Here is a 19357-nt window from a genome sequence, read left to right on the forward strand (position 1 = left end):
GGTATCACAATGGAGTGTGAGGATAGTGCCAATAATTGTTTTATCACCATTATAGGTTGCTATATCAATCCTATTATGGAAGCTATAAAACCAATAATTAGGAGGAATACAAATAGGCCAAATGCAATAACATAGATACCGATGAGCTGTTTGTTGGTTGATGCTTTATTACTAAAATAGCCATGGAAGAAGGGAATACTTAAGATTGTTCCAAAAATCAGCACAAGGGTATAGGGTAGAGCGTTGACGAAATTGACTGGTTTGTTCTTTTTTTTCACAACAATTGCCCGAGCGGTATAGTGACAAATGATTGGGTAGGCTATGAGTATACCCCCGAACGCCGTAAATTCATTCAAGGCATAAAATATATATTTATAATCTTCCGGAACAGTTTGGATTAAGGGCCCACTTATTTGGTACACTAGATAAATAAGAAATACAGCTAAAGCAATAATAAACCCCTGCCGTGGTAGTCCTAAATTAGAGGTCTCTGCGGAAAACACCACACTTGTAAACCAGAAAAGTATGCCCAGTACTATCGGTAATAAGCATACCAAAAACAAGGCGATGAAGATATTAGGTAATGTATGACCTGTGGCCTCGTTACCTGTAACGTAGCTATAACCGATACTGAATAGGGTATAGGTGAAGAACAATAGCATGGGACCAAGTATAAAATAAAAGGCCAACTCCCTTGGTGATCGGTTAAATAAAAATGTCGAAATACGTTGCATAATCATGTATAAATTAAATGCACTCACGGAGTTTCATAACCAGAACCTCATTTGAAATATATTTGTTTTGTCAATTAAGAAAGGCCAATCAATCCCTCGCATACCCATCGCCGAAAAGGTAGCTCACCACGATACCGTGCGTGTTTCCTAAAGGCGAATCGTTCAGGGTAAGGTTGTAGTTGTAGATGGCCCTGATGTTCTTGAAGAGGTATATTCCCGCCAAAAGGTTGATGGAGGAATTTGTCCTGTACCCGGTTCCGATTTCGAACTTGTTCTTAAAACTTACCGCAAGGTTCAGGTCTACCTCCAAGGGCGCACCGTTCTCGTATTTGACCAGTACGTTGGGTTTGACCATGAGTTCCTCGAAGCGGTTGGAGAAGAACCGGTATCCCAGATAGCCGTAGTAGGGACTGCTCAGGTCCAGGTTCTCGTCATTGGATGCCAGGGCGTCCCCTAGTACGTTAGGTGTTGAAAGTCCCACATAGAAATTGGCAAGGTTCAAGAGTATGCCCACACCGATGGTGGGAATGGTAGCGTTGATGTCCTGCGCAAAGTTCGGGTCGCCCATGATGCCCAGCTGTGTAAGGTTGTCCTGAAACTGTTGTACACCGGGCGAGATTGCAAAGGATAGGGAGTTGGGCGTGTATATTTGCCAATAGGGCCTGTTGCTCTTGGTGTCGAAGAATATCTTGTAGGAGTATGTGGCAAATGCACTGGTAGAGGTGGTAACGCCTATCTCGTCCCTGATGAAGCCTGCCCCCAGACCGATTTTCCCCCTGTTGAAGGGACTGTGTACACTGAGCGCAAAACTTCTGGGACTGCCCTCTATCTGATTGAAGAAGCCGGAGTTGCTCAGGTTTATCTCCGCACTTGGGGTCAGCCCGGCGAAGGCCGAGTTCACCAGATAGGGGTTATAGTTGTATTCCGAGAAGGTCGGGGTCTGTTGTGCTTTTGTCTCGCATACGGACATGAAAAGTATTGCCGCAATTATAGCGATGTTCTTTGTTATAGGTTTCATGGTTTTATCGCTTTATAACAAGGAATCCTTGTGTTTTTCTAAGAATAGTCTGGCCATCGATTTGGATGTTGAAGAAGTAGGTACCACTGGGCAGCTCTCCCGCACCCATTTTGGTCTTGTTATTGGCAGTACCTCGGAAGACATTGTTCTGATTGTCGTAATCGTCAATGGTAAAGACCATATCTCCCCATCTGTTGTAAATGGTAACCGTATTTTGTGGGTAATACTCAATATTTTCAATTTGCCAATGGTCGTTGATACCGTCTCCGTTTGGAGAGAAACCATATTTTGTTTCGTCCTCAGGAATAAGCGTTGTAAACGATTGTTGTTCACATCCCTCAGCATCACCTGCCGAATTATAAGGTGTTATGGTAACGAAAATTTCAGTATCGAAAGGAAATTCTTCTCCGTGAGTATAACTTGTTTCTTGACCTAGGTCCAGATTATCAACAATATCATTTCCTCCGGGAGTAGTCCCCATAGTAATACGGTAACCGTCCGTTTTTTCGACTTCATCCCAATTTATAGTGCTTTCCAAGGGCACATTCTCTTCACCGTTAGACGGGCTGGACAGCACGGCACATTCAGGAACGATAACTTCGGTTTCAAAACTCTCTGAAGTACAACCTACAGCATCACCTGAGGTATTGTACGGAACAATGGTTACATAAATAATGGTTTCCGATGGTAAGTCGTTCGCAAACGTATAACTCGTCAAAGAAGCCGTGTCTTCATTATTTGCGATATCCGTTCCGTTCGGGGAAGTGCCCACGGAAATCCGATAACCATCCGCATCAAAACTTGGATTCCAAGAGATATCTGTCATTACCGAGACTTGGCCAGTATTATTTAAAGGCGAAACTAGATTCGTACATGTGGGTACGGGTCGTATGGTAAAGCTTTCCGAAGAACATCCAATAGCGTCACCCACCTCATTAAAAGGGATGATGGTAACAGTTACCACTTCTCCTTGTGTAAAGTCATTTGGAAAAACATAGGTGGTTCCGGTAAATTCAAAGTCCGTTATATTATTTATTGATGTACTGCTTCCGGTTATTGTCAATTTATAACCATCAGCATCGGCGATCTCATTCCAAGTAATATCCCTAGCTTGGGCAACCACGTCTCCATCTGCTGGTGTAATCAAATTTGTACATAATGGAATTGATTTTATCGTAAAACTTTCCGAGGTACAACCAATGGCATCACCTACTTCATTGTATGGTGTAACAGTAACGGTTACGGTTTCTCCTTGTTCAAAATCGTTCAAGAAATCAAAACTGGTTCCGGTGGTTACATCAAAGGTTCCGTTATTTGCGGTACTGACACTTGCGTTGACCGAAACACGGTATCCGTTTGCATCAGTAATTGCATTCCAAGTAATATCGGTGTCCACAGGTACGTCAATTTCGTTGTTGGTCGGTGCAGAAAGTGTGGTACATAATGGCACCGATTTAATGGTAAAACTTTCCGAGATACACCCGATCGCATCACCTACTTCATTGTATGGCGTAATGGTAACGGTTACAGTTTCTCCTTGTTCAAAATCGTTCAAGAAATCAAAACTGGTCCCTGTTGTTACATCAAAGGTTCCGTTGTTGGCCGTACTTGTGCTCGCGTTGACGGAAACACGGTATCCATTAGCATCGCTCACAGCATTCCATGTAATATCCGTATCCACCGCTATATCAATAGCACCATTGGTGGGAGCACTCAAACTCGTACAAGTAGGTACTGGTTTAATTGTAAAGCTCTCTGAGGAACAGTTGATGGCATCACCACTTTCGTTATAGGGAACAACGGTAACGGTAACTATTTCGCCTTGCTCAAAATCATTTGGAAAATCATAGGTATTTCCTGAAGTTATCAGTTCATCCGTAAGATTGTTTGCGCTACTAGTAATACCGGAAACAGTTAGTTTATAGCCGGTCGCATCGCTGACCACGGTCCATGATATATCAGTATCAACAGGTACATCCACTGTGCCATTCCCAGGTGTAATCAAGCTCGTACATGTTGGGATAGGTCTTATGGTTATGGTCTCACCCGTACATCCAATAGCATCTCCCTGAGCATTATAAGGTACAATGGTAATATCCACTGTTTCGCCTTGTTCAAAGTCATTGCCAAAGGTGTATGTGGTCCCTGATGGAATATCCAGTTCGGTTGTGTTATTTGCCGTACTTGTACTCGCCAAAACCGTTAATTTATAACCATCGGCACCTGTACTTGCATTCCACTCGATGGTCGGTTGAAGGGCTACATTAGTAGTAGCACTCAGTAGCGTGGTACAATCTGGTACCGGCGGTGGAATAATGGTAAAACTTTCCGAGGTACAACCTGAAGCTTGACCCACGCTATTATAAGGTACAATAGTTACCGTAACGGTTTCTCCCCTTTCAAAATTATTTGGAAAATTATAAGAGGTTCCTGATGACACGTCTAAATTGGTGACGTTATTGGCTGTACTTATACTTCCAGAAACAGTAATCCTATAACCATCCGTATTGGTACTTGCATTCCATTGTATATTGGTATCTACGGGAATATCTGTTGCTAGGTCCGCAGGGGCACTTAGCGTCGTACATAATGGAGGGCCATCTGTCGTAAAACTTTCAGAGGTACATCCAACTGCATCGCCATTTTCGTTGTAAGGAGTTATAGTGACGTAAATAAGCGTGCTCTCCGGTAGGTCTGTGGGAAGGTCGTAAGTGGTTACATTACCTATATCATCGGTAAAAATTTCGGTACCACCGTCCGTTGTGCCAACGGCTATTTTGTATCCCGTTGTTCTGTTCGTTGCCGTCCATGCAAGATTTGTGTCTACGGAAACGCCTGTTGCATTAATTACGGGTAGTGTTAGCGAGGTACAGGATGGTGGGCTGGTGGCATCGGCAGTTCTAAAAGATTCTTCGATACAACCTGTGGCATCACCTTCGTCGTTATAGGGAATAATTGTTACATAATGTACTCTGTCTTCCTGAAGGTCCGTAGGTATATCATAAGTTGTCTGATTGCCAACATCAACATTATTCACCACTTCTATACCTCCAGAGGTTATGCCAATGATAACCAAATATCCCGTTGCGGTAGGTTCTGCTTGCCAAGAGATATCCGTATCAAAGGGAACCTCGGTAGCGTTGTTCGCAGGACTGATCAAATTAGTACAAGTAGGAGGTACCGGAATTAGCTCTGTACGAAAACGTTCTTCAACACATACCGTGGCATCGCCCTCATCGTTGTAAGGAATGATAGTTACGAAAATATCACTGTCTTCAGGAAGGTCTGTTGCAAATTCATATGTAGTGATATTTCCAACATCCTCGTTATTCAGTATGTCGGCACCTCCTGATGAGGTTCCTACCGTTAGTCTATAACCATCAGCATTTGAAATTGGATTCCAACTTAAATCTGTGGACACCAATACATCATTTGCATTGTTTAAAGGTTCCGTTAAGGATGTACAAGCAGGGATAGTCGCTGGGTCGCTGGAAATGGTAAAGCTTTCTTCCGTACAAGGTCCCACGGCATCTCCTTCATCATTAAACGGAATAATGGTAACATAGATAGTATCTCCCGTATTAAAGTCTGAAGCGAATTCAAATGAAGTTTCGTTGGTTACCGTTGTATTGTTTTCAATATCGTTGCCTCCAGGAGTTGTTCCTACGGTCAATCGATATCCTTGCGCAAACAGAGCAGGTTCCCAAGTGATATTAGTGTTTACGGGAACCTCTGTATCACCATTTAGCGGTGAGGCTAGTATAGTACATTCTGGAATTGGACAATCACGTACATCTAAATTAAATGACCAGCCAAATGTGTCAATCATTGATTGTCTTTCTTCTTGAGCATCGCAATAGGGTAAACCTTCGGCACCAAGAGTAATTCCGCTTGTCAAGGTCTGTTCTGACCAGGCGATTAAAGTGTTGTCATAATTTTCGCGAATCAGAGCGGTATTATCAAGCATATCTCGCATATCGGTAACTCCACTAACATCCCAATCACCTAAATTCTGGTTTAAGGCTGTTGCGTTGTAGAAAGCCGAGCGCATACTTACATTTCCTAAATTCCATAAGTTCATGGCTTGGTTGTATGCTGTTGCCTCTCTGAACATATAGTCCATATCAGTAACACCGGCTACGCGCCAGTTATTTAAACTTTGGTCAAATGCGGAAGCTTCGTTAAACATATATTCCATGGTGGTTACACCCCTAACATTCCATGCACCAATATCGGCGTTGAATGAGGTTGCACCGTTGAACATATCTTTCATGGTAGTAACCGAAGCCACGTTCCAAGAATTTAAAGGTTGATTGAAGTTGGTTGCATCTTCAAACATAGCTTCCATAGTAGTAACAAATGAAGTATTCCAAGTGTCTAATTCTTGGTTGAAAGCTGTTGCTCCATGGAACATTTCAGACATGGTTAGTGCTTCTCCGGTATTCCAATTATTCAATGGTTCATTAAATACCTCGGCATCTTTGAACATAGCTTCAAAATTGGTAACCACAGATACATTCCAGTTATTAAGGGGCTGGTTGAAAAGAGATGCACCTTCAAACATAGATTCCATTAAAGTAACAGAGCTTACATTCCAAGCGTTTAGGGGTTGATTAAATACCGCAGCATTTTCGAACATACTGAGCGTTGTGGCTACTGCGCTTACATCCCAATTGTTCAAAGGTTGGTCAAAGACTTCTGCTCCTCTGAACATGCTAGACATATTTACTACGGAATTAACATCCCAACTATTTAAAGGTTGGTTAAATGCGGATGCATAACTAAACATGGATGCCATATTAGTCACATTAGTAACATTCCAACTATCTATATTCTGATTAAAACTAGCAGTTGAACTGAACATACTCGACATGTTGTTAACCGAACTTACATTCCAGTTGTTTAATGGTTGATTAAATGCAGCAGCAGACCTGAACATGGAACCCGTATTTATTACTGCCGAAAAATCCCAAGAATTTAAAGGTTGATTGAATACGGTTGCCGAACTAAACATGCTGGCGGTGCTAGTTACATTTGCAACATTCCAACTATCTATATTTTGGTTGAAAGCTTCTGCCCTGTTAAACATGGAGGCCATATTTTCAACATTTTCAACGTTCCAATTATTCAAAGGCTGGTCAAATTCTTCAGTAGATTCGAACATTGAAGACATATTGATAGCACTACTTACGTCCCAATTGTTCAACGGTTGATTGAATACCGTTGCTTGCCTAAACATTCTAGAAAAGTCTGTTACGCTACCGGTATCCCAACTATTAATATTCTGATTAAATTCGGAAGCCCCTGCAAACATGAAGTTCATATTGGTAACGTTGCTTACATCCCAGGTATCTAGTGGTTGATTGAATATTGAGGCAACACCGAACATTCCATACATATTTGTAACATTACTTACATCCCAATTATTTATAGCGCCATTAAATAATGGGCATACTATGAACATACTACTCATGTCCTCAACATTGGAAAGATTAGGAACGTCAGTCGCATTATATTCCATGTTTTCGCAGCCTGCAAAAGCATTGTTCATACTTCCCCACACTTGCGTTCCCCATTGGTCAATAGACAACAATTTGTAAGCATCGCCACTTGATTGATTATGTCTTGGGCTTGGGAAGGTTCCGATGATACTTACCGTATAGATACCCGGTGTTAGATAAGTATGTGTAATATTGCCGGTTACATTATTGTCATACTGTCCATCTCCCCAGTCAATATTGTAATCATAGGTAAAACCTGATTGTGTTTGAATTAAAAGTTGATTTGCCGGGGTCGTTGTAGTTCCTTCCTGTAATGTGGTATCATAAGTTAGTTTAAAGGCATCAGGACTATTTACCCAACTTTCTACCACTGTAAAGCTGATTTCTTGACAACCCGAAGCTGGGCCGTCATCGTTATAAGGAACAACGGTTACAAAAACAATGTCTCCAGTGTCAAATTCATTGGAGAAACCCAAACCGACAACATTACCTACATCATAATTATTCGCAGGATTACCATTTATATTTACATAGCTTCGTACTCCTCCTCGTTCTATTTCCAAAGTAATATAATAACCTGTAGCGTTAGGTGCGGGGTCCCAACGAATATCGCTATTTGCAGGAGTGGCCGTATCACTTGCGTGGGGCATGGTAATAGTAGTACATAAAACATAAGAACAGTTCACACTATCTCCAGTAATATTCCAACCATCATCATCTATTAAGCTTTGTCTTTGGTTTAGCGCATCACAGTATTGAAGACCTGTTGCCCCTAGATTGATTCCTGAATTTACGGTTTGGCCAGACCATCCGATAAGCGTATTGTCGTAGTTTTCTTGTGAAAGTCCACTATTGGATAGCATATTGTTCATGTTGGTAACCGCAGAAACATCCCAAGGACTCAAATCTTGGTCAAAGGATGCTGCTTGGTTAAATACACCGGACATATTAGTGATTGATCCCGTATTCCATCCACTTATGTCTTGATTAAAAGACGAGGCCTGACTAAATAGGTTGGAAAGATTTGTAATGTTAGTAAGATTCCATGTTGGTAAGGGTTGATTAAAGTCTTGTGTTCTGCTGAACATGGATGAGATATTTTCTACATTGGTCATATCCCAATTGTCTAAAGGCTGATTAAAAGCCAGAGCTCTACTAAACATAGCTGACATATTGGTAACACTACCTATGTCCCAAGTACTTATATTTTGATTAAATACCGGTGTTTCGCTGAACATACCCTGCATATTGGTGACATTGCTAACGTTCCACCCACTTATATCTTGATTAAAGGCAGAGTTATCCCTAAACATATAGCTCATTTTGGTCACATTACTTACATCCCAATTATTGAGAGGAAGATTGTAGACTTGATCCCAATAAAACCCATCGAAAACACTAGCCATATTCGTCACATTGCTAACATTCCAATTATTTAAGGGTTGATTAAAAGTCCTATTTCTTTGAAACATGGCCGAGATATCAGTAACTGAAGATACGTTCCAATTACCGATAGGTTGATTGAAACGTGAACTATTGAACATGCCTGACATATTGGTGACATTGCTAACGTTCCAATTACCGATAGGTTGATTGAAGTCCGAACTATAAAACATGCTGCGCATGTTTGTCACATTACTTACATCCCAATTGTTTAAAGGAAAATTGAACCTATTTGCATACTGGAACATACTGGACATATCAGTAACTTGAGTAACGTTCCAATTATTGATATTTTGATTGAAATCTCTCGCATAATAAAACATTAAGGACATGTCCGTCACAGAAGCTGTATTCCAATTATCCAAGGGTTCATTAAAATCTTGTGCATAGTAAAATGTCCCTGACATTTTAGTAACCGCTGCGGTGTTCCAATTGTCTAAAGGTCTATTGAAAATTCTCGCATTATAGAACAACCCTGAAATGTCGGTGATGTTGCTAATATCCCAATTATTAACAATTCCGTTAAAGCTGAAGCAATCCCTAAACATGTTCTGTAATGTAGTTGCCTGGGAAAGGTCTGGAGCATTGATGGCATCGAAATTTAAATTTGCGCACCCGAAGAAAGCATTCTCCATGCTTTGCCACTGAATTGTTCCCCAATCTAAAATTTCAACGATTTTAAGTTTGTCTCCTGTATCAATATCATTAAAATAAATAGCAGGAAAATCACCACTTATTAAAATGGTATAAGTGCCAGGTGCGGCGTAGGTGTGCGTGATATCACCAGTAACGTTGTTATCTATTGTACCATCTCCCCATTCTACCGTATAATCATATGAAGTAAAAACCGGGTTTGTAGGAATTGTAACCTCATTGTTAGCTGGGGACTGCGTACTAGTATTATTAGTATTCCAAACAGATGTAAAGGACTGCGAGAAAATGGCCGTTCCATGAATCAGGAAAAGTAGAAAGAGTAATTTTTTAAGCATTTTTTTTGGTTTGGGGTTCTTTTTCAACGTCCCTATCAGGTGTAATATTCTTTACCATGACCTGATTCGGTTTAATTTGTTGTAAAACTATCCTTAATAGGGGTGAGGCGCTACACGGTAAACCGTGAAAAGGTTTAAATATGATGATACCCGAATCAAGAATGTATTTTAATACAAATTCAATATTCCAGTATCTAACGGAGTAAAAAGATTGATAGTATTAGAGAACGTACCACTCGCCCGAGTGGTACTCGATTTTGCTCAAATGCTCGTATTTAGTGGCTAAGACTTTGTTTTTTTCCTATATTCTGAAGGGGTTAATCCCGTATGGTTTTTAAAAACCCTGTTGAAGGAAGTCTTGCTTTTAAAACCAGCATCAAAAGCAAAGGCCAAAATTTTAAACTCTTTGGTGGTGTCGTTATCCATAAGTTTTTGTGCTTCCAAAACTCTATAGGAGTTTATGAAATTATAGAAATTCTGATTGAACCCACTGTTCAGAATTTCGGATAAATGATGACTGCTTATTCCTAGTTCATTGGCTAAATCGGACTGGGATAGTTCATTGTTTAGATAGGGTTTCTCCGTTGTCATATGATGTAATAACAGCGCCTTGTACTTTGCAAAGTCTTCCTCGGTCAAGGAAGAATTTTTATAACCCGGTGTTCTCGTTATACTCGGTTCAACATCTTCTAAAATGGTATTGTCAGACTTGTACTGATAATTATTCCTCAGGGAGGCAAATTGTTCTTGCAGTAGCTCTCGTTCTCTTTGATACTTTTTTTTGTTCAGAAAGAAAGAAAAAGAGACTATCCCTAAGATACAGGCAATAGCGATACTCCAAAGAAGCAGTCTGTTTTTGTTTTCCAGTAATTTGGTAATAATGGATTCTTTTGATTTTATGATGTTGTCCCTGGCCGCGATATCTTGTTTCAAATCCATCTTTGTAGCGCTTTGGCGGTTTTCCAAAATACTGTTCTGTAGGCTCAAGAATTTTTCATAAGCCACACGCTTATTCTCTAAATCGTTGTTTTTTTCATAAGCCGTAACCAAATGGTCGTAGGCTTCCATTTCAATTTCAGGTAATCCCTTGGCCACTGCTAATTCCTTGGCTTCTATAAAGTATGTTATAGCGTTGGTGTTACTCCCTATGTGTTGTTCTGCTATTCCCCGGTTTAAAAGTAGCCAGGCTCTTTGCTTGGTGGGTTTTTGGGCGTAGGGAATGGAAAGGGCATTATTAATATGTTCTCTAGCTTTTTCATATTCTTCCAGTCTCAGGTAAGTATCGCTTATATTGCTCAGCGCGGTAACCACAATAGATTCATTTTCAATGTCTTCGCCTAATTTTTTAGACTTTAAATGGAAGCTTAAGGATGTTTCTGTTTCCCCAAGACTTTCATGATTATTGGCCAGTCCGTTATAGGCCGCGGCCCTTATTTTTGGATTGTCCTCATGATTGTCTAACATCGAGAGGACTTCGTTCATGATAGCAATGGCCTTTTCATGCGATTCAATATTAGTGTACACATTGCCTAAATTAACCAAAACAATAATTTTTGTTCTATAGTCTTCTGGTATGTCTTCTGCTAAGGTTAGTGCATCTCTATATAAACGTATGGATTTTTCCTGCTCGCCACTATTATTGTGAAATACGGCTTGGTTTACCATTCCCAAAATCTGAAACTTTGGTAGATTTTTTTCTTTAGCTATTGTATAAAGGGAGTCACTATACAACTTGTGCCTCGCATAATTACCATCTTTGTATTCCAACTGCAGCTTGCTCATGTAGTGGTTAACTCTTGCCACGGCCAAAGAATCTTTTTGATTAGAAAACTCTTGCGAATGGCCATAGGTCATAAGGAACACTATGAAGATTAGTGGCAGAATTTTGTACACGTAGAAATAAGTAATGGTTAACATTTAAATATATATGGCGATTCCATGAATTCCAAACTTTATAGTAATTTCCACGAAACTAAGCGTAAATTGTGATAAAAAACACCCCGAAAACCGTGAAAGGATTTAAAGCTTAGTTTTTAAATTTATTCACTTGCTAATTAATATTAAAGGATGAAGCCTATTACTTGGATTTTAGCGATGTTGACCTTATTCTTCGCAGCCCTCTGTTATTATTTGCTCTTTTATGCAGATGCGGGACCAGATGGCTTGGGAACCTTCTTTTCCACTATTAGCTGCGGGATAATTTGTTTGGGATGTTTTGCTGCCTTCATCTTACAATTGTGGTCTATTAAAGGAGTACAGACTATGTATAAGCTTGCATTTATGGCTGCGATATCCTTGCCGATCCTTTTCATTTTGTGGAAAGTTTTTTATCCCAAAGAGTTTGAAGTAGAAGTAAGGGATGAGGTTGAAGTTTTAGAATAGGTTTTATAGGGCATCCATTTTTTTCCTGATTTCCTCCAAACACAAATTGCCCAAACTGCCCTCATGTGTATGTTCAATATCACGCTTTGGGGAGAAAGTCCCAGCTTCTATTTCCTGTCCCATTTTTTTATAGGCATCACGAAAAGGCATGCCGTTTTGTACCAATTCATTTAAGGTGTCCACACTAAAGAGGTAATCGTATTTCGGGTCTTCTAGAATGCCGTCATTCACTTTTATCTCTTTTAGACTGAATGTTAGAATCTCCAAACATGCCTTCATGTCCTGAATCGCAGGAACAATAATTTCTTTTACCAATTGCAAGTCCCTGTGATAGCCACTGGGCAAATTATTAATGACTAGGGTGAGCTGGTTGGGGATGGCCTGTAGTTTATTGCATTTACCTCTTACCAGTTCAAAAACATCCGGATTCTTTTTATGCGGCATTATACTGGACCCCGTGGTTAATTCATTGGGAAACGAAATAAAGTTGAAGTTCTGACTCATATATAAACAAATATCCATGGCCATTTTGGAGAGGGTCGCGGCAATGTTCGCCATTCCGAATGCGGTAGCTTTTTCTACTTTTCCCCTTCCCATTTGGGCGGCTACTACATTATATTTCATGGTCTTAAAACCCATTTCCTCTGTGGTGAACGTTCTGTCCACGGGAAAAGAACTTCCGTAACCGGCCGCACTACCCAAAGGGTTCTGGTCCGCTACTTTGTACGCTGCATCAATGAAATATAGATCATCAATCAAACTCTCCGCATAGGCCGAAAACCAAAGTCCAAAGGAAGAAGGCATGGCAATTTGTAAATGGGTATAACCAGGTAAAAGTACTTTTTTATGACGCTCTGCAAGCAGCATCAGCACATCGAACAAACCTTTAGTTTGTGCTTTTATTTCTGAAAGTTCATCCTTTAAATACAAATGCATCGCCACTAAAACTTGGTCGTTTCTAGAACGTGCGGTATGTATTTTCTTGCCAGTATCTCCTAACTTTTCCGTTAATAGATATTCAATTTTGGAGTGCATATCCTCAAAAGAATCTTCTATGACGAACTCATTTTTTTCGATGGAAATTCCAATAAGATGCAGTTCATTAACCAAGTCGTTGGTTTCCTTATCTGATAACAAGCCAATTTTCCCCAACATTTTGGCATGGGCCGTTGAGGCAATAACATCATACTTTGCCAAGTGTAAATCAAGCTCCCTGTCATTGCCTACCGTGAAATGATCTATTTTTTTATCCGTGCTAAATCCCTTATCCCAGAGTTTCATAGTATTTTATTTTCGTTTTTATAAGTTCTCGACTGCGCTCGGAATGGCAGTTGAACTTTTCATAGGTCTCCCACGATATTCCCCCTTTTGGGGGCTAGGGGGCTAAAAATCCTTCTAGTATTTTAATATACAAGTCGATACCTTCTTCAATTTCCGATATGTAAATATACTCATCTGCGGAATGGGAGCGCGTACTATCCCCCGGACCTAATTTTAAGGACTGACAAGTCAGTGCCGCTTGGTCCGAAAGGGTAGGGGAACCGTAAGTGGTTCTACCCAAAGCGATGCCCGACTGCACCAAAGGATGGTCTTTGTCAATTTTGGAGGAGTTTAGTTTTAACCCTCTCTCTTTAATTTCACATGGAGCTTCCGCCTTAAGTAAGTCAGCTATATCTTTGTTGGTATAAGCATCGTTTACGCGAACATCGATCACCAGTTCTACCTGCGAGGGTACTACATTATGCTGGTTACCTGCATTGATTTGGGTAACGGTCATTTTAACATCACCAAGGGCTTCAGAGGTTTTATCGAATCTATAGTTCTTGAACCATTCCAAGACTTCAATAGTATTGTAAATAGCATTGTTATCATTAGGGTGCGCGGCGTGCGAGGGCGTTCCTTTTACAACTGCATCAAGAACGACCAAACCTTTTTCGGCAATAGCCAAGTTCATTAGCGTTGGTTCGCCAACGATGGCCACATCAATCTTGGGTAAACTAGGGAGCAATCCTCTTAAGCTATGTTTGCCGGCATTTTCCTCTTCCATGGAAGCTACCATCAAAATATTATGATTAAGGTCTTCTGATGCATAGAAATGGGTGAACGTAGCGATAAGCGAGACCAAGCAGCCACCAGCATCGTTACTTCCTAATCCGTACAATTTACCATCCTCGATATGTGGATGAAAAGGGTCTTTGGTATAGGCCTGGTTCGGTTTTACGGTGTCATGGTGCGAGTTTAAAAGCAGGGTTGGTTTTGCATCGTCCCAATGTTTGTTTTTAGCAAAGACATTATTATGAATACGTTCAAAGGGGATGTCAAAGTTTCGAAACCAATTTTCTATGGCATCGGCTGTCTTGTCTTCTTCACCAGAGAACGATTCTATAGCGATCAATTTCATCAATAAATCAATGGCCTTTTGGGTCAAAACTGTCTGTTCCATTTTATAAGGTAATCGTTGTAAAAAGTTCATTTTCCGAGTACAACATAGCGGGATGTCCGATACATACTTTACTCACATTTTTGTTCAAGGCATGAAAACAATTTTCTAGTTTGGGAAGCATCCCGTCCGCAATAATGTTGTCTTTTAAAAGCCGTTGGTATGTTCCCAAATCGATATGTTCTACGACGGAATCGTCATCTGCAACATCCATCAAAACCCCCTTCTTTTCAAAGCAGTAATAAAGGGTGGTTTCGTACAGTTCGCTCATACCAATGGCTAGTTCGGAGGCTATGGTGTCAGCGTTCGTATTCAATAATTGCCCGTTACCATCATGGGTCATCGCACAAAATACTGGTGTTAAACCGGTATCTAAAAGTTTTGTGAGCATAGTACTATTTACACTATCAATATCACCTACAAAACCAAAATCGATTTTTTTTACGGGACGTTTGTGTGCTTGGATGACATTACCATCAGCTCCACTCAATCCAATGGCATTGCAATCGTTAGCTTGTAATTGCGCTACGATACTCTTATTGGTTAATCCAGCGTAAACCATGGTGATGACCTCCAAAGTCTCAGCATCCGTAATACGCCTACCACCGACCATTTTGGATTCAACACCTAATTTAGTTGCCAATTGGGTAGCTAGTTTTCCGCCACCGTGGACTAAAATTTTGAGTCCGTCCAGGCCTGCAAAAAGTTGTAAGAACTTTGAAAGTTCCACTTTATTTTCGATGACATTACCACCGATTTTTATGACGGATAGTTTTTGTTTCATGAGTCCAAAATCTTTTTCAACACTACCTGTGCTGCAAAGGTTCTATTGTTAGCTTGTTCAATAACCAACGACTGATTGTTGTCTAAAACGGTATCCTCAACCACTACATTCCTCCGAACGGGCAAACAATGCATAAATTTGGCACTTCCCAGTTTTTCCTGGGTCATCATCCAATTTGAATCTTGATTTAAAACTTTACCATAGTCCGAATAACTGCTCCAGTTTTTTACGTAGATAAAGTCGGCATTTTCACAAGCCTTTTCCTGGTCGTATTCCACTTGAACGTTTTTGGTGATTTGGGGGTCCAGCTCATAGCCTTCAGGATGTGTTATTACAAAATCCGCATCTTGCAAGTGCATCATTTCAACAAAGGAATTTGCTACTGCATGTGGTAATGCTTTTGGGTGTGGTGCCCAAGAAAGCACTACTTTCGGTTTAGCTTTCATGTTATGCTCTGCTAAGGTTATAGCATCGGCCAGCGCCTGTAGGGGATGCCCAACGGAACTTTCCATATTTACCACAGGGATAGATGCGTGTTTGACGAACCCATTCAAAACTACTTCCGCCTCGTCTTTTTCTTTATCGGTCAAAGATGCAAAAGCCCTAATTGCAACGATATCGCAGAACTGAGAAACTACCTTTGCCGCTTCTTTAATGTGTTCTGATTTTCCTTGGTCCATAACCGCGCCGTCATCAAATTCTAACTGCCAACCTTCACTTCCAAAATTCATGACCATGACTTCCATACCAAGATTCATAGCCGCTTTTTGAGTGCTTAAGCGCGTTCTTAAACTATTGTTGAAGAATAATAGGCAAATGGTTTTTCCCTGACCTAGGTTCTTGTGTGCAAACGGGTCTGTTTTAAGACTGCGAGCGTTGTTTACCCATTCAGAAAGATTATCAATATCGTTTACGGAAATATAATTTTTCATCAACTTAATATTTTGGTATGGCTAGAAACGCCTTGAAGCGCATCCGTTATAAAATTGTCATTTAATCCATTAATGATCCATGTTTCTATGGCTGCCTCTTTAGCTATCGTTGCAGCTTGTATCTTGGAATGCATTCCACCAGTACCATGTGAAGATTTCTCCAAACTAATTTCATTCTTAAGATCATCAATATTAGCAACTGTTGCAATGGTCATTGGATGCCCATTTTCTATAGAGGTTTTTTTGTAAATACCATTGGTGTTGGTGGCAATTAGTAGCAAGTCTACTTGCAACAAAGCGGCCGTTAAAGCAGCGAGCTTGTCGTTGTCCCCGAACTGAATTTCATCTGTAGAAACCGTATCATTTTCGTTAATAATGGGAATAAAATTATTGGCGACCAAAACATTTATGGTGTTCTTGATATTCTCCTGCGATTCTGGTTTTTCAAAATCGGAATAGGATAACAAACACTGTGATGTAAATAAGCCCAGTTCCCTAAAATTTTCTTGGAAAATTCGCATTAAGTGAGGTTGACCAATGGCAGCCAAGGCTTGTTTTATATTAATTTCTTCTCCATTGTGTTCTAGCTTTACAAACTGTTTTGCAGCGGCGATAGCTCCGGAACTTACAATGATAAATTCATAATCATCCTTAAGCTTGGCAATCTGCCGACCAATATCCTCGATTTTTCCACGGGATATTTGATTCGTTTCCTTTGTCAAGGTATTGGAGCCGATTTTCAGTAATATTCTTTTCTTAGCCATCGTTACCTCGTTTGTCCGTTACCCTTTACGTACCATTTGTTGGTCACTAAATGTTGTAGGCCAATAGGTCCTCTTTGGTGCAATTTGTCCGTGCTAATGGCCAACTCACCCCCTAGTCCAAACTGCCCCCCATCCGTAAAACGTGTAGAGGCATTATGATATACCGCAGCGCAATCCACGTTGTTCATAAAATTTGCTGCCGTCTCGTTGTTCGCTGTTATGATTGCTGCGGAGTGGCCACCGCTATAGGTGTTTATGAGTGCTATGGCTTCGTTGACGTCCGGAACCTGACCAATAACCATTTTATAGTCCAAGAATTCTTCATGCCAAACCGATTCGTTTTCCATTTCGGTGGTGCCTTCCAATCCCTTTAATTTATGGTCCGTTAGTATGGTTACTTCATGTTTTTTTAACTGCTGTACCAAGAGTTGTAGAAACTCCTGTTTTCTCGGTAGGTCTCTAGCAATTAAAACTTTGTCTAGAGCATTACAGGCCGATATTTTTGTAGCCTTGGCATTAATAATTACATCCAAAGCCATTTGTAAATCGGCTTCGGCGGCAACATACACAAAGTTGTTTCCACGTCCGCTTACGATAACCGGACAGGTAGCGTGCTGTTTTACAAAAGCTATCAATTTTTCTCCACCCCGTGGAACAATTAAATCCAGCTTTTGTGAAGGCTTCTCCAGAAAGGCCTGCGTTTGGGTTCGGTCAAATTGTAGATAAGTTACCCAATCGGTAGCACAATTATGCTCTTGTAGCGCCCTATGCCATAGCCCCACTAATACCAAATTACTGTTCAGGGACTCCTTTCCTCCTTTTAATAAAATTTTATTCCCAGATTTAAATGCGATTCCCGCAGCTTCAATAGTAACATCGGGCCTAGACTCATAGATGATAAGAATAGTGCCGAAAGGTGCTGTTTTATTACTAATGGTCATCCCGTTTTCATGGGTGGTGGCAAATCGTTCAATTCCTAAGGGGTCTGGTTCCGCGGCCAATTGCCTCAAGGATAAAAGCATCCCATCAATCTTACCGTGGTCTACCTTTAGTCTATCGCGCATAGAAATATCGTCACCGGAATAACTATTTAAATCGGTCTTGTTCGCAGCTAGAATGACTTCCCTGTTTTCTTCAATGAGGTCGGTCATTGAAATTAGGACGGCGTTTCGCTGTTTAATGTTCAGTTGCGTATTCACTTTAATTCAGCTTTAAGGGCGTTGAAAAATATATCGATATGTGCTTTGGTAATAGTAAGCGCAGGCAGAATACGAAGCACATGCTTGTCTTTGGCCCCACCCGTAAATAGTTTCTGATTGTAAATGAGTTTTTTTCGCAGTTCGGAAACTTCGAAACCGAATTCCAATCCTAACATCAATCCTCGTCCTTTAACCCGTTTTACTTGTGGAATCTCAGCTGCTTTCTTGTTGAAGTAGTCTCCCAATGCTGCTGCATTTGCTATAAGATTATCCTTTTCTAAAACCTCTAATACGGCCATCGTGGCAACACAGGCGAGATGATTGCCACCAAAGGTAGTACCCAAGAGACCATATTTTGCTTCGATGCTTTTATGTATAAGTACACCACCTACGGGAAATCCATTCCCCATTCCTTTGGCTATACTAATAATATCAGGTTGCATATTTCGGCTTCGCTCAGTATCCAGACTTGCATTTAGCGTAGTCGAAATGTGGTGTTGAAAACCAAAGAATTTTCCGCTTCTTCCAAAACCGGACTGCACCTCGTCCGCAATGAGAACAACACTATTTTTCTTGCACAGCTCCGCTATCTTCTGGTAGAATTCCGTAGTAGGCTCATCTAAACCGCCAACCCCTTGAATGGCTTCGATGATTACGCCACATACATCTCCTTTTTCAACTTCTGTCTTAAAGGAATCGATGTCGTTCAAAGGGAGAATGGTCACTTTTTGCTGTTTGTTCAAGGGAGCGTTGATGGCCACGTTATCCGTTGCGGCCACAGCCGCCGAGGTACGCCCGTGAAAACCATTTTTAAAAGCGATTACCCTCGATTTTCCTGTTTGGAAGGATGCCATTTTCAAGGCATTTTCATTAGCTTCCGCACCAGAATTACACAAGAATAAATTATAATCTTCGCAGCCAGAAAGTTCTCCTAATTTGGTGGCAAGTGTTACTTGTAAAGGATTTTGAACGGCATTGCTATAAAATCCTATTTTATCCAATTGGTCCTTTAAACGCTTAATATAGTGCGGATGTGCGTGTCCTATGGAAATTACGGCATGACCTCCATAGAAATCCAAATACTCTTGACCTTTGTCATCGGTAACCACAATTCCTTTTGCGGAAACGGGAGTCACGTCGTAGAGTGGATATACATCAAATAACTTCATCA

12 protein-coding genes are annotated in these 19357 nt (G+C 40.7%); 1 reads left to right on the forward strand and 11 read right to left on the reverse strand.

Annotated features, from left to right (window positions below):
* Window positions 1-59: 59 nt before the first annotated feature.
* The 4 genes from EJ994_RS15975 to EJ994_RS15990 form a co-directional block, all read right to left on the reverse strand.
* Window positions 60-734, reverse strand: a complete 675-nt coding sequence (locus tag EJ994_RS15975; protein WP_126593400.1) for a hypothetical protein — start codon at window positions 732-734, stop codon at window positions 60-62.
* Between the two features lie 88 nt (window positions 735-822).
* A complete protein-coding gene (locus tag EJ994_RS15980; protein WP_126593401.1) occupies window positions 823-1752 on the reverse strand; it encodes a PorP/SprF family type IX secretion system membrane protein in 930 nt (309 codons plus the stop codon).
* Window positions 1753-1756: 4 nt separating this feature from the next.
* Entirely contained in the window at window positions 1757-9685 is a 7929-nt protein-coding gene (locus EJ994_RS15985) for a BspA family leucine-rich repeat surface protein (protein WP_126593402.1), read from the reverse strand.
* A gap of 282 nt (window positions 9686-9967) precedes the next feature.
* Complete coding sequence (locus tag EJ994_RS15990) at window positions 9968-11602, reverse strand: AraC family transcriptional regulator (RefSeq protein WP_126593403.1); 1635 nt, start codon at window positions 11600-11602, stop codon at window positions 9968-9970.
* A 150-nt stretch (window positions 11603-11752) separates the two neighbouring features.
* On the opposite strand from EJ994_RS15990, the gene EJ994_RS15995 reads away from it, so the two are divergent.
* Complete coding sequence (locus EJ994_RS15995; protein ID WP_126593404.1) at window positions 11753-12067, forward strand: hypothetical protein; 315 nt, start codon at window positions 11753-11755, stop codon at window positions 12065-12067.
* A 3-nt stretch (window positions 12068-12070) separates the two neighbouring features.
* Here EJ994_RS15995 and argH read toward each other — a convergent pair whose 3' ends face one another.
* From argH to EJ994_RS16030, 7 genes are all read right to left on the reverse strand, one after another.
* The gene (argH, locus tag EJ994_RS16000) at window positions 12071-13348 is read right to left on the reverse strand and encodes an argininosuccinate lyase (protein ID WP_126593405.1); all 1278 of its coding nucleotides are present in this window, start codon (window positions 13346-13348) and stop codon (window positions 12071-12073) included.
* 94 nt (window positions 13349-13442) lie between these two features.
* A complete protein-coding gene (locus EJ994_RS16005) occupies window positions 13443-14510 on the reverse strand; it encodes a M20 family metallo-hydrolase (protein WP_126593406.1) in 1068 nt (355 codons plus the stop codon).
* Window position 14511: 1 nt separating this feature from the next.
* Window positions 14512-15291: an acetylglutamate kinase gene (argB, locus tag EJ994_RS16010; protein WP_126593407.1), complete on the reverse strand. Its 780-nt coding sequence runs from the start codon at window positions 15289-15291 to the stop codon at window positions 14512-14514.
* Entirely contained in the window at window positions 15288-16223 is a 936-nt protein-coding gene (locus EJ994_RS16015) for an acetylornithine carbamoyltransferase (protein WP_126593408.1), read from the reverse strand. Before EJ994_RS16015 ends, argB begins: the two co-directional genes overlap by 4 nt.
* Window positions 16223-16987, reverse strand: a complete 765-nt coding sequence (gene proB / locus EJ994_RS16020) for a glutamate 5-kinase (RefSeq protein WP_126593409.1) — start codon at window positions 16985-16987, stop codon at window positions 16223-16225. The genes EJ994_RS16015 and proB overlap by 1 nt, the downstream gene beginning before the upstream one ends.
* 2 nt (window positions 16988-16989) lie before the next feature.
* Window positions 16990-18186: a glutamate-5-semialdehyde dehydrogenase gene (locus EJ994_RS16025; protein WP_126593410.1), complete on the reverse strand. Its 1197-nt coding sequence runs from the start codon at window positions 18184-18186 to the stop codon at window positions 16990-16992.
* Complete coding sequence (locus EJ994_RS16030) at window positions 18183-19355, reverse strand: aspartate aminotransferase family protein (RefSeq protein WP_126593751.1); 1173 nt, start codon at window positions 19353-19355, stop codon at window positions 18183-18185. Before EJ994_RS16030 ends, EJ994_RS16025 begins: the two co-directional genes overlap by 4 nt.
* Between the last annotated feature and the right edge of the window lie 2 nt (window positions 19356-19357).

It is taken from the genome of Maribacter sp. MJ134, assembly GCF_003970695.1.
Taxonomy (GTDB): Bacteria; Bacteroidota; Bacteroidia; order Flavobacteriales; family Flavobacteriaceae; genus Maribacter.

What these genes read in the sequence shown, in the direction of transcription:
- EJ994_RS15975 (WP_126593400.1), bottom strand. Translation starts at nt 734, where the DNA reads ATGCAACGTATTTCGACATTTTTATTTAACCGATCACCAAGGGAGTTG.
- EJ994_RS15980 (WP_126593401.1), bottom strand. Translation starts at nt 1,752, where the DNA reads ATGAAACCTATAACAAAGAACATCGCTATAATTGCGGCAATACTTTTC.
- EJ994_RS15985 (WP_126593402.1), bottom strand. Translation starts at nt 9,685, where the DNA reads ATGCTTAAAAAATTACTCTTTCTACTTTTCCTGATTCATGGAACGGCC.
- EJ994_RS15990 (WP_126593403.1), bottom strand. Translation starts at nt 11,602, where the DNA reads ATGTTAACCATTACTTATTTCTACGTGTACAAAATTCTGCCACTAATC.
- EJ994_RS15995 (WP_126593404.1), top strand. Translation starts at nt 11,753, where the DNA reads ATGAAGCCTATTACTTGGATTTTAGCGATGTTGACCTTATTCTTCGCA.
- argH (WP_126593405.1), bottom strand. Translation starts at nt 13,348, where the DNA reads ATGAAACTCTGGGATAAGGGATTTAGCACGGATAAAAAAATAGATCAT.
- EJ994_RS16005 (WP_126593406.1), bottom strand. Translation starts at nt 14,510, where the DNA reads ATGGAACAGACAGTTTTGACCCAAAAGGCCATTGATTTATTGATGAAA.
- argB (WP_126593407.1), bottom strand. Translation starts at nt 15,291, where the DNA reads ATGAAACAAAAACTATCCGTCATAAAAATCGGTGGTAATGTCATCGAA.
- EJ994_RS16015 (WP_126593408.1), bottom strand. Translation starts at nt 16,223, where the DNA reads ATGAAAAATTATATTTCCGTAAACGATATTGATAATCTTTCTGAATGG.
- proB (WP_126593409.1), bottom strand. Translation starts at nt 16,987, where the DNA reads ATGGCTAAGAAAAGAATATTACTGAAAATCGGCTCCAATACCTTGACA.
- EJ994_RS16030 (WP_126593751.1), bottom strand. Translation starts at nt 19,355, where the DNA reads ATGAAGTTATTTGATGTATATCCACTCTACGACGTGACTCCCGTTTCC.